This window comes from Clavibacter sp. (genome assembly GCF_014802555.1).
Classification (GTDB): Bacteria; Actinomycetota; Actinomycetes; order Actinomycetales; family Microbacteriaceae; genus Clavibacter; species Clavibacter sepedonicus.
Genome location: NZ_JAAVCB010000022.1, coordinates 1 through 10,409 on the forward strand (window position 1 = coordinate 1; position 10,409 = coordinate 10,409).

13 protein-coding genes are annotated in these 10,409 nt (G+C 73.9%); 7 read left to right on the forward strand and 6 right to left on the reverse strand.

Features of this window, described 5'->3' with window-relative positions; genetic code table 11:
• Positions 1 to 205: 205 nt before the first annotated feature.
• Positions 206 to 1,081 carry a PHP domain-containing protein gene (locus tag HDR73_RS02710; RefSeq protein ID WP_012299236.1) on the reverse strand — a complete coding sequence of 292 codons (876 nt, stop codon included), beginning with the start codon at positions 1,079 to 1,081 and terminating at the stop codon, positions 206 to 208.
• 9 nt (positions 1,082 to 1,090) lie between these two features.
• The gene (locus HDR73_RS02715) at positions 1,091 to 1,822 is read right to left on the reverse strand and encodes a hypothetical protein (protein ID WP_223842621.1); all 732 of its coding nucleotides are present in this window, start codon (positions 1,820 to 1,822) and stop codon (positions 1,091 to 1,093) included.
• 25 nt (positions 1,823 to 1,847) lie between these two features.
• On the opposite strand from HDR73_RS02715, the gene HDR73_RS02720 reads away from it, so the two are divergent.
• Together HDR73_RS02720 and HDR73_RS02725 are read left to right on the forward strand one after the other, a co-directional pair.
• Entirely contained in the window at positions 1,848 to 2,201 is a 354-nt protein-coding gene (locus HDR73_RS02720) for an endonuclease/exonuclease/phosphatase family protein (protein WP_223842622.1), read from the forward strand.
• Positions 2,202 to 2,281: 80 nt separating this feature from the next.
• A complete protein-coding gene (locus HDR73_RS02725) occupies positions 2,282 to 3,901 on the forward strand; it encodes an aminopeptidase P family protein (RefSeq protein WP_041464587.1) in 1,620 nt (539 codons plus the stop codon).
• Between the two features lie 57 nt (positions 3,902 to 3,958).
• Here HDR73_RS02725 and HDR73_RS02730 read toward each other — a convergent pair whose 3' ends face one another.
• Entirely contained in the window at positions 3,959 to 4,624 is a 666-nt protein-coding gene (locus HDR73_RS02730) for a YflT domain-containing protein (protein WP_012299238.1), read from the reverse strand.
• 59 nt (positions 4,625 to 4,683) lie between these two features.
• Here HDR73_RS02730 and HDR73_RS02735 point away from each other — a divergent pair, with 59 nt between their 5' ends.
• From HDR73_RS02735 to HDR73_RS02745, 3 genes are read left to right on the forward strand one after another with little or no spacing between them, the layout of a single operon-like run.
• On the forward strand, positions 4,684 to 6,030 hold the full coding sequence (locus tag HDR73_RS02735; RefSeq protein ID WP_041464588.1) for a magnesium transporter MgtE N-terminal domain-containing protein: 1,347 nt from the start codon (positions 4,684 to 4,686) through the stop codon (positions 6,028 to 6,030).
• Positions 6,014 to 6,565, forward strand: a complete 552-nt coding sequence (locus HDR73_RS02740; protein WP_012299240.1) for a DUF1003 domain-containing protein — start codon at positions 6,014 to 6,016, stop codon at positions 6,563 to 6,565. Before HDR73_RS02735 ends, HDR73_RS02740 begins: the two co-directional genes overlap by 17 nt.
• The gene (locus tag HDR73_RS02745) at positions 6,555 to 7,730 is read left to right on the forward strand and encodes an Mrp/NBP35 family ATP-binding protein (RefSeq protein ID WP_012299241.1); all 1,176 of its coding nucleotides are present in this window, start codon (positions 6,555 to 6,557) and stop codon (positions 7,728 to 7,730) included. The genes HDR73_RS02740 and HDR73_RS02745 overlap by 11 nt, the downstream gene beginning before the upstream one ends.
• A gap of 99 nt (positions 7,731 to 7,829) precedes the next feature.
• On the opposite strand, the gene HDR73_RS02750 is transcribed toward HDR73_RS02745, so the two are convergent.
• On the reverse strand, positions 7,830 to 7,952 hold the full coding sequence (locus HDR73_RS02750; RefSeq protein WP_256890478.1) for a hypothetical protein: 123 nt from the start codon (positions 7,950 to 7,952) through the stop codon (positions 7,830 to 7,832).
• A 115-nt stretch (positions 7,953 to 8,067) separates the two neighbouring features.
• Here HDR73_RS02750 and HDR73_RS02755 point away from each other — a divergent pair, with 115 nt between their 5' ends.
• A complete protein-coding gene (locus HDR73_RS02755; protein ID WP_041464589.1) occupies positions 8,068 to 8,985 on the forward strand; it encodes a LysR family transcriptional regulator in 918 nt (305 codons plus the stop codon).
• A gap of 38 nt (positions 8,986 to 9,023) precedes the next feature.
• Here HDR73_RS02755 and HDR73_RS02760 read toward each other — a convergent pair whose 3' ends face one another.
• Positions 9,024 to 9,398: a twin-arginine translocase TatA/TatE family subunit gene (locus HDR73_RS02760; RefSeq protein ID WP_012299244.1), complete on the reverse strand. Its 375-nt coding sequence runs from the start codon at positions 9,396 to 9,398 to the stop codon at positions 9,024 to 9,026.
• Between the two features lie 151 nt (positions 9,399 to 9,549).
• Here HDR73_RS02760 and HDR73_RS02765 point away from each other — a divergent pair, with 151 nt between their 5' ends.
• Positions 9,550 to 10,182 carry an O-methyltransferase gene (locus HDR73_RS02765; RefSeq protein ID WP_012299245.1) on the forward strand — a complete coding sequence of 211 codons (633 nt, stop codon included), beginning with the start codon at positions 9,550 to 9,552 and terminating at the stop codon, positions 10,180 to 10,182.
• A gap of 109 nt (positions 10,183 to 10,291) precedes the next feature.
• On the opposite strand, the gene HDR73_RS02770 is transcribed toward HDR73_RS02765, so the two are convergent.
• On the reverse strand, positions 10,292 to 10,409 hold a 118-nt coding region (locus HDR73_RS02770), incomplete at its 5' end, for an integrase core domain-containing protein (protein WP_287136213.1).

Consider the following 10,409-nt stretch of genomic DNA (forward strand, 5'->3'; position numbering starts at 1 on the left):
CCGACGCGCTTGACCCCTTCATCGAGCACTACAACACTGAACGAATCCACTCAAGCCACGGGCTCACGCCCGCGGCCCGAGTGTCACCAACGTCATGACCCAGTACACCTAGCGCCGCGCCGCACGGATCACATCGCAGAGGGGCCGCATCCACCGGATGCGGCCCCTCCGTCACGCCCGGCTCCTGCTCCGGCCGGGTCGCGCGTCAGACGGCCGGCACGGGCACGACGGGTGCCCAGCCGGTGGCGCGCTCGACGATGCGCGCGAGCACCGCGGGCTCCGTGGTGTTCTCCGCGAGCCGGTTGGGCTTGCCCGCACCGTGGTAGTCGCTGGATCCGGTCACCTCGAGCCCGAACCGCTCCGCCAGCTCCGTGAGGCGCACGCGCGATGCGGGCGGGTTGTCCCGGTGCCGCACCTCGAGCCCGAAGAGCCCGGCCGCGACGAGCGCGGTCATGCGCGAGTCCGACAGCACGCGCTCGGGCCCGCGGGCGCCCGGGTGCGCCAGGACGGCCAGGCCGCCCGCCGCCGTGATCAGCTCGACGCCGAGGATCGGGTCCGGCGCGTAGTGCGGCCGGTAGTAGCCGCCCTGCCAGTGCAGGATGCACTCGAACGCGGCCGTGCGCGTGGGCACGTGCCCGCGCGCGACGAGCGCGTCGGCGATGTGGGGCCTGCCGATGGTGCTCCCGGGCGTGGTCTGCGCGAGCACGTCCGCCCAGGTGAGGTCGTAGTCGCGGGAGATGCGGCCGACCATGGCCTCGGCGCGGGTCATGCGCTCGGAGCGGACGCGCGCGGTCATCGCGGCGAGGTCGGCGTCCTCGGGATCGAAGAGGTACGCGAGCACGTGCACGCTCGCGTACTCGAGCTGCGTGCTCATCTCCATGCCCGGGACGAGCGTGATGCCGTGCGCGAGGGCTGCGTCCGAGGCGTCGGCCCAGCCCGCGGTGGAGTCATGGTCGGTGAGCGCCACAGCGGACAGGCCCTGCGCGGCGGCCTGCGCCGCGAGCTCGACGGGGGTCTCGGTGCCGTCCGACACGGAGCTGTGCGTGTGCAGGTCGATGGGACCCTGCTGCTCCTCCGGCATCCCGCCATCCTACGCGGCGGTCCCCGGGGCCCCGGCCCGCCGGGCGCCCGCGGCGGCGCTCTCCCAGAGAGCCGCCATAGTGTGGTGGACGTCATGGGTCGGGTCGTCGGAGCAGCAGTCATCCTCATCACCGCGGCCTCCCTCCTCGTCATCACCTGGCCGCAGCTGCTGGGCCTGGAGCAGACGTACCTCGTCGCCCACGCCGTCGCCATCCGCGGGGGCCTCATCGCCGCGGCCGCCGCCGTGCTGGTGCTGACCCTCGTCCTCTGCCTCGCGATCCGCCCCGGCCGCCGTCTCCTCGGCAGCATCGCCGTGCTGCTCGTGGTCTTCATCGGCGCGAACTCGGCCGTGCTCGCCACGCGCGGACTCGGCGACACGGCGTTCCAGGAGGCGCAGGACGACGACGTCACCGTGCTCACGTGGAACACGCTCGGCGGCGCGACGGGCGCGCGCGCCGTCGCCGACCTCGCGATCGAGTCGGGCGCCGACGTCATCACGCTCCCCGAGACGCGCGAGGAGACCGGCGCGGAGATCGCAGTGCTCATGCGCGACGCGGGGCGTCCGATGCGGGTCCGCACCGCGGCCTTCGACGACGTGGCCGCGGCCCGCTCCACCACCATCCTCATCAGCGCGGCCTACGGCGACTACCGGCTCGACGAGTCGCGCGGCACCACGAGCGTCCTCCCCACGGTCATCATGGAGCCGGTCGACGGGAACGGCCCCGTGATCATGGCCGTGCACCCGGTCTCCCCCCATCCCCGAGCAGATGGACAACTGGCGCGCCGACCTCGCCTGGCTCGGCCAGCGCTGCGACGAGGGCAACGTGATCATCGCGGGCGACTTCAACGCGACGCTCGACCACATGAGCCGCTACGGCGGCACCCCCACCGAGCGCGGCCAGGTCACCGACCTCGGGCAGTGCGTGGACGCCGCGCGCGCCTCGGGCAACGGCGCCGTCGGCACCTGGCCCACGGGGGTCCCCGCGCTGCTCGGCACGCCGATCGACCACATCATGGCCACGCCCGGCTGGGCGGTCACGGGCTTGCGCGTCGTCGAGGACCGCGACGGCGCCGGCAGCGACCACCGGCCGGTGATCGCGCAGCTGACGCCGCTCCGCTGACCTTGCTCGGTCGACCCCGCTCCGCTGACCCGGCCCGTCCCACCCGGGTCCGTGCCGCGCGCAGGTGGGATGATCGTCGGATGGCCGAGAACACCGACACCGCGTCCGAGATCGCCCCCGCCGAGATCGCCGCCGATCCGGCAGCGCCCCTGGCGACGACCGAGACCGCGGCCCCCGTGGTCTCCGCTCCCGGATCCGGCGACGCGCCCGTCCCCCGCGCCACCTCCAACCGCAGCACCACTCCCGCGAGCACGGCCTTCAGCGACTTCGTGTCCACGAACTGGGCCGAGCGCGAGGAGGTCGACCCGCCGGCCCGCGAGCAGGCGCCCTTCGCCGCCGACCGCCGCCGCCGCCTCTCCGCCCTCCACGTCGGCACGCGCCTCGTGATCCCCGCCGGCCGCCTCAAGCAGCGCAGCAACGACACCGACTACCCGTTCCGCGCCCACTCGGCGTTCGCGCACCTGACCGGCTGGGGCGCCGACAGCGAGCCCGGCGCCGTGCTCGTCCTCGAGCCCGTGGCCGAGGGATCCGCCGCCGACGGATCCGCGCACGACGCCACCCTCTACTTCCGCGAGCGCGCCGGCCGCGACAGCGACGAGTTCTACGCCAACGCCGAGATCGGCGAGTTCTGGATCGGCCCGCGCCCCTCGCTCCGCCAGGTCGCGGCCGACCTGGGGATCGCGACCGCGCCCCTCGCCGACGTCGACGCCGCCATCGCCGCAGCAGGTCCCGTGCGCGTGATCCGCGAGGCCGACCCGGCCCTCGCCGCACGCGTCGACGAGGCCCGCGCGGGCGCCTCCTCCGGCTCCGACGGCGACGCGTCCGATCCCGCCGACGGCGACGCCCTCCTCGCCCGCGACACCTCCGAACTCCGCCTCATCAAGGACGAGTACGAGATCCGCCAGATGCGCGAGGCGGTCGACACCACCGGCCGCGGCTTCTCCGACGTGATCGCCGACATGCCGGCCGTCCTCGCGCACGCGCGCGGCGAGCGCGTCGTCGAGGGCGTCTTCAACGCGCGCGCCCGCGCCGACGGGAACGCGGTCGGCTACGACACCATCGCCGCCTCCGGCCCGCACGCCTGCATCCTGCACTGGACCCGCAACGACGGCCGCGTGGTGCCCGGCGACCTGATCCTCATCGACGCGGGCGTCGAGCTCGACAGCCTCTACACCGCCGACATCACCCGCACGCTCCCCGTCTCGGGCACGTTCACCGACGTGCAGCGCGAGGTCTACGAGGCCGTGCGCGAGGCCGCCGACGCCGCGCTGGCGATCGTGCGCCCCGGCATCCGCTTCCGCGAGGTGCACGCCGCCGCGATGGAGGTCATCGCGCGGAAGGCCGCCGACTGGGGCATGCTCCCCGTCACCGCGGAGGAGGCGCTCGAGGCCGACAACCAGCACCACCGCCGCTACATGGTCCACGGCACGAGCCACCACCTCGGCCTCGACGTGCACGACTGCGCGCAGGCCCGCCGCGACATGTACATCGACGGGATCGTCGAGGCCGGCATGGTCTTCACGATCGAGCCGGGCCTGTACTTCCAGCCCGACGACCTCACGGTGCCGGAGCGCTTCCGCGGCATCGGGGTGCGCATCGAGGACGACATCCTCGTCACGCGCGACGGGGCCGAGAACCTGTCGGCGGGCATCCCCCGCACGGCCGACGAGGTCGAGGCGTGGATGGCCGGACGGGCCTAGCCGCGGGGTGGATCCGGCGCGGCGGATCCACCGCGCGGCGGGCGCGACGCCCGGGGCTCAGGCCCCGGTCGCGCCCTGCTCGCCCACGGGCCGGTCGGTCGACGTCGGCGGCGCGGTCGGCTCGGGGGCGTCGGATCCGCCCGCCTCGGGCACGCGCTCCCCGTACGGGCCTACCGGTCGCGAGACGGGCGGCGCGGCCGGCGGCGTGACGACGGGCTCGCCGTAGACCGACGTGCCGACTCCCCCGATGCCGAGCACGTTCCGCGCGCGGTGCAGCGAGTCCGGATCCACGACCACCGAGTAGCTCGTGGCGGTGACCTGCATCACCGACGTGAAGTCACGGCGGCGGCGCGTGATGCTGTAGCTGACGATCCCGTAGATGGCGCCGAACCCCACGCCGATGATGACGGCGCCGACGACGAACGAGATGTTCGGCACGGGCGAGAAGAGGAACGTCACGAGGCCGAGGAAGAGTCCAAGCCACGCGCCGCTCGCCGCTCCCGCGACCGCGGCCCGGGCGGAGGTGAGCTTGCCCGTGACGCGCTCGACGCTCGTCAGCTCGTTGCCGACGATGCTCACCTGCGTCACCGGGAAGTCCGCCTCGGCGAGGGTGACCACCGCCTTCTGCGCCTCGTCGTAGGTCTCGTACGTGGCGACGGGCTCCCCCTTCGGCAGCTTCGGCATGTTGGCACGGGACGGGCGTCCGAGGAGGGGGTTGGTCACCGGTCCAGTGTTCCACGCCGGTGCCGGGCGGGCGCTGGGCGAGCGACTAGATTGACTCTGTGAGCGCCTCCCGAGTCTTCGTCGCCCGGCTCGCCGGGTGCAGCGTGTTCGACCCCGCAGGAGACCGCGTCGGACGCGTCCGCGACGTGCTCGTCGTCTACCGCAAGGACGATCCGCCGCGCGTCGTCGGCCTCATCGTCGAGATCCCCGGCAAGCGCCGCGTGTTCCTCTCCATCGGCCGCGTCACGAGCATCGGGTCGGGTCAGATCATCACCACCGGCCTCATCAACCTGCGCCGCTTCGAGCAACGCGGCGGCGAGGTGCGCGTCATCGCCGAGATCCTCGGTCGGCGCGTGAGCATGCGCGACGGATCCGGCACCGCCGTCATCGAGGACGTCGCGATCGAGGAGTCCGGCCAGGCCGAGTGGGAGGTCTCGCAGCTCTTCTGCCGCCGCCCGCGCACGAGCCCCTCCCCCTTCGCCAAGGGCGCGACCATCTTCGCCACGTGGGAGGAGGTCGCCGAGCTCCAGGACGACGGCGTCGCCCAGTCCGCCTCCCAGTTCCTCGCCGCCTACTCCGACCTGCTGCCCGCCGACCTCGCCAACACCCTGCTCGACCTGCCGCAGGCGCGCCGCCTGGAGGTCGCCGAGGAGCTGCCGGACGCCCGCCTCGCCGACGTGCTCGAGGAGATGCCGGAGTCGCAGCAGGTGGAGATCATGGCCACGCTCGACGACGACCGCGCGGCCGACGTGCTCGACCAGATGCAGCCGGACGACGCGGCCGACCTCATCGCGCAGCTCTCCGAGGAGCGCGGGGAGGCCCTGCTCGAGCTCATGCAGCCGGAGGAGGCCGACGACGTCCGCATGCTCCTCAGCTACGCGCCGGACACCGCGGGCGGCCTCATGACGACGGACCCCGTCATCGTCTCGGGCGATGCCACCGTCGCGGAGGGCCTCGCGCTCATCCGCCGCCACGAGCTCGCGCCCACGCTCGGCGCCGCGGTGTGCGTCACGCTGCCCCCGTACGAGCCGCCCACCGGCCGCTTCCTGGGCATGGTGCACTTCCAGCGGATGCTGCGCTACCCGCCGCACGAGCGCCTCGGGACGCTGCTCGACCAGGGCCTGGAACCCGTGCGCGCGGACACGAGCGCGGCCGAGGTGTCGCGCATCATGGCGAGCTACAACCTCGTCTCGGTGCCCGTGGTGGACGAGAACCACCGGCTGGTCGGCGTGGTCACCATCGACGACGTGCTCGACCACCTGCTGCCGGACGACTGGCGCAGCGCCGACGCGGAGCGCGAGACCCGCAAGCGCGCGACCGCCCGCTTCCACGGCACGGCCACGGCCGCCATCCCCACCGCAGGACCCGCACGAGGACGGAGGATCCCCCGTGGCACGGCAGAGTAACCGCGACGTCCGCCTGGACGCGCCCAAGGGCCTCCGCACGACGGTCCTCCCGATGCGCAACCGCGCGAGCCGCGACCGGTTCGGCCGCTTCACCGAGTCCATCGCCCGCGGCATGGGCACGCCGTGGTTCCTGGTGGGCCTCACGCTCTTCTGCGTGGCGTGGATCGGCTACAACACCTACGGGCCGGAATCCGCGCGCTTCGACTCGGCGGCGCTCGGCTTCACGGCGCTCACGCTGATCCTGTCGCTGCAGGCCTCGTACGCGGCACCGCTCATCCTGCTGGCGCAGAACCGGCAGGACGACCGCGACCGCGTGCAGATCGAGCAGGACCGCCAGCGGGCCGAGCGCAACGTGGCCGACGTCGAGTACCTCGCCCGCGAGGTCGTGTCGCTCCGCCTGCAGATGAAGGACGTCGCCTCGAAGGACTTCATCCGCGCGGAGCTGCGCCAGCTCCTCGAGGAGCTCGACCGGCGCGACGACCCCGAGGCGGACGACGCGGAGGGCGCGGGCAGCCGACGCACGCATGGCCGCTGAGGTCCCCGGGGCGGAGGCGCTGACGACGGAGGCGATCCGGCGGGCGCTCGCCCGCGTGGTGGATCCCGAGATCCGCCACCCCATCATCGAGCTCGACATGGTCTCCAACGTCCGCGTCGAGGACGGCGGCGTGGCCCACGTGGACATCGCCCTGACGATCGTGGGCTGCCCGGCTGCGACCTCCATCGAGCGCGACGTGCGCGAGACGGTCGAGGCCGTGCCCGGGGTCGCGCGCCTCGAGCTCACGGTCGGCGTCATGAGCCCGGAGCGGCGCCGCGCGCTCACCGAGCGCCTCCGCGGGCCGGCTGCCCAGCGCGGCGTCCCGTTCGGCCCGGACAGCCTCACGCGCGTCTACGCGGTGACGAGCGGCAAGGGCGGCGTCGGCAAGTCCACGCTCACCGCCAACCTCGCGGTCGCGCTCGCGGCGAAGGGCCTCGCGGTGGGCCTCGTCGACGCGGACGTGCACGGCTTCTCGATCCCGGGGATCCTCGGCCTGGTCGACGCGGACGGACGCACGGCCCAGCCCACGCGCGTCGGCGACATGATCCTGCCGCCCGTCGCCCACGGCGTGAAGGTCATCTCGATCGGCATGTTCCTCGATCCCGACGCCACCGGCGGCACGGCCGTCTCCTGGCGCGGGCCGATGCTGCACCGCACGATCCAGCAGTTCCTCACCGACGTCTTCTTCGGCGACCTCGACGTGCTCCTGCTCGACCTGCCGCCCGGCACCGGGGACGTCGCCATCACGGTGGGCCAGCTCCTGCCGCACGCGGAGGTGCTCGTCGTCACCACGCCGCAGCCCGCGGCGGCCGACGTGGCCGAGCGCAGCGGCCTGGTCGCCCGGCAGACCGGCCAGCGCGTGGCCGGCGTGGTCGAGAACATGGCCGGGTTCGCCCAGGCCGACGGATCCGTGCTCGAGCTCTTCGGCGCGGGCGGCGGCGAGGAGGTCGCGCGCCGGCTCTCCGCCGGGCAGGAGGCGAGCGTGCCGCTCCTCGCGAGCGTGCCGCTCAGCATGGCGCTGCGCCAGGGCGGCGACACGGGCGCGCCGCTCGTGCTGGCCGCGCCGACGGATCCCGCCGCGGTGCAGATCCTCCGCGTCGCGGACCACCTCGCCACGCGCGGCCGCGGCCTCGCGGGCCGACGGCTCGGCCTGTCCGTCTCCTAGGCGCGCCGCCGCTCCGACTCCTGTCGACGCCCCGGTGACGCACGAGGAGGACGGCAGCCCGCGGGCTGCCGTCCTCCTGGTGCGTGCTGCGCGTGCTGCCTAGACGTGGCTGCGGTGCGTGCGCGTGGGCATCGCGCGGTATCCGTCGCGCGCGGTGACGACGACGGTGCCGGCGATGGCGGAGACGGAGAGGGCGGCGATGGCGATGAGGAAGACGGTCATGGTGGTGCTCCTGCGGGAAGGCGGATGGCGGCGCATTCCGCCGCACCTCCATGGGACCATCGCAGAACGTTCAGGACAAGCTCATAGTCCTTGCCTGGTTGTGTAGCCTGCCTACATGGACATCCGCCGCCTCGAGCTCCTCCGCGAGCTCGCCGACCGCGGCAGCGTGGGAGCCGTCGCGCGCGCGGCGGGGCGCACCCCGTCCGCGGTCTCGCAGCAGCTCAAGGTGCTCGAGCGCGAGGCCGGCGTGCCGCTCACCGAGCGCTCGGGCCGCGGGATCGTGCTGACCGACGCCGGCCGGGCCCTCGCCCGCACGGCGACCGACATCGCCGTCGCCGTGGCGCGCGCAGAGGCCCTCTGGGAGGACTTCCGGCACCAGCCGTCCGGCGAGGTGACGCTCGCGACCTTCCCCACCGCGGCGCAGATGCTGCTGCCCGGCCTCCTCGACCGCGTCGCCGGGATCCCGGACCTCACGCTGCGGGCCAGCGACCGGGATCCGGCGTCCCGCGCCTTCGCCGACCTCACGGCCGACTTCGACGTGGTCATCGCCCACTCGCTCGCCGGCGCGGGCACCTGGCGCGGTCTCGGCCTCGTCATCGTGCCGCTCATGGTGGAGCCGCTCGACGTCGCGATGCCCGCGGACCACCGCCTCGCCGCCCGGGCGTCGGTGAGCCCGGCGGACCTCAGCGGAGAGCCGTGGATCGGCGTGCCGCAGGGCCTCCCCTTCGACCGGATCCTCCTCGACATCGAGCAGGCCGTCGGCGCACCCGCGCGCGTGGTGCAGCGGTTCAGCGACACCCGGATCACGGAGTCGCTCGTGGCGTCCGGGCACGGGATCGCGCTGCTGCCGCGGTACACCGCCGGCTCGTACGAGGGCGTGGTGGTCAAGCGGCTGTCGGGCGTGGCGTCGAAGCGGCACCTGCACGTGCTGCTGCGTCCGGACCGCGCCGAGCGGCCCTCGGTGCGCGCCGTCGTGGACGCCCTCCGCGAGGAGGCGAAGGCGGTGGACGCGCGCTTCAGCGGGAACGGCTGAGGATCGCTCGGGAGCCCGAACCGATCAGGCGATGCGGGTCAGGTCGCCTCGGCGTCGAACGGGGCCGGCTGGGCCGACGCGGCGGCCGCCTCGCGCTCCAGGCGCTGGCGGCGCGCGATGGTGGTCTCGACGGGGACGCGCGGCTTCGTGACGACGGGCTCGTCCTCGAACAGCGCCTCCTTGATGATGCGGCGCGGGTCGTACTGGCGAGGGTCGAGCTTCTTCCAGTCGACCTCGTCGAACTCCGGGCCGAGCTCGTCGCGCATGCGCTCCCGGGCGCCGGTGGCCATGCGCCGCGCGGCCTTCACCAGGTCCGCGAGCTTCTGGGTGTAGATCGGCAGCCGCTCGGGGCCGAGCAGGAACACGGCGATGATGCCGATGAGCATCAGCTTCTCGAACGTCAGGCCGAACATGATCACAGGCTAGTCGGTCGATGCCGGTCGTACGCCCGTCCGCGGGGTCCGGTCAGCGGACAGGGGGCATCGGATCCGCACCGGACACCCGGCCGGTCGGGCGTGCGCCGCCGGGCCGATACCCTGGGGACCCGGAAGAGGGAGGTGCCGCGTGTCCGACCAGGAGACCGGGTGGAAGTTCGCCGAGGACGTCGTCGTCGAGGACGAGCACATCGCCCTGGCGCGCCAGCACTCCCGTGAGCTCGGCATCGAGGCCGTCTCCCCCGCCGTCGGCGCGCAGCTCTCGCTCCTCGCCGCGGCCACGCGCGCCACCAGCGTCATCGAGATCGGCACCGGTGCCGGCGTCTCCGGCCTCTGCATCTTCCGCGGCGCACCGCGAGCGGTGCTCACCAGCATCGACGTCGAGTTCGACCACCAGCAGGCCGCGCGCGAGATCCTCGCGGACGCCGAGGTGCCCGCCAACCGCGTGCGCCTCATCACGGGCCGGGCGCTCGACGTGCTGCCGCGCATGAGCGACGCGAGCTACGACCTCGTGCTCGTGGACGCGGATCCGGGTCAGGTCATCGAGTACGTCGAGCACGGGCTGCGCCTCGCGCGCACGGGCGGGCTCGTGCTCGTGCCCCACGCCCTCTGGCGCGGCCGCGTGCAGAACCCGGCGGCGCGCGACGCCCAGACCGCGGCGTTCCGCACGCTCGTGCAGGAGACGGCGGGCTCGGGCGCGGTGGTCGCGTCGCTCTCGCCCGCGGGCGACGGCCTGCTGCAGATCGCCAAGACCGGGCGCTGACCTCCGCGGTCCCCCGCTCGCACGACCGCTATCGCCCAGTTACCCGCACATACGACACCGCCCGCCCCGTCGTCGACGGGGCGGGCGGTGTCGTGTGGTGCGGTCTCGACTAGCTGTAGTTCCCAGTGAGGTTGTGAACGCGTTCGGCGGGCGTGAGTCCGCCGATGCCGGTGTGGGGGCGGTGGTGGTTGTAGTGATGCAGCCAGGCAGGGTAGGTCGCGGCGCGG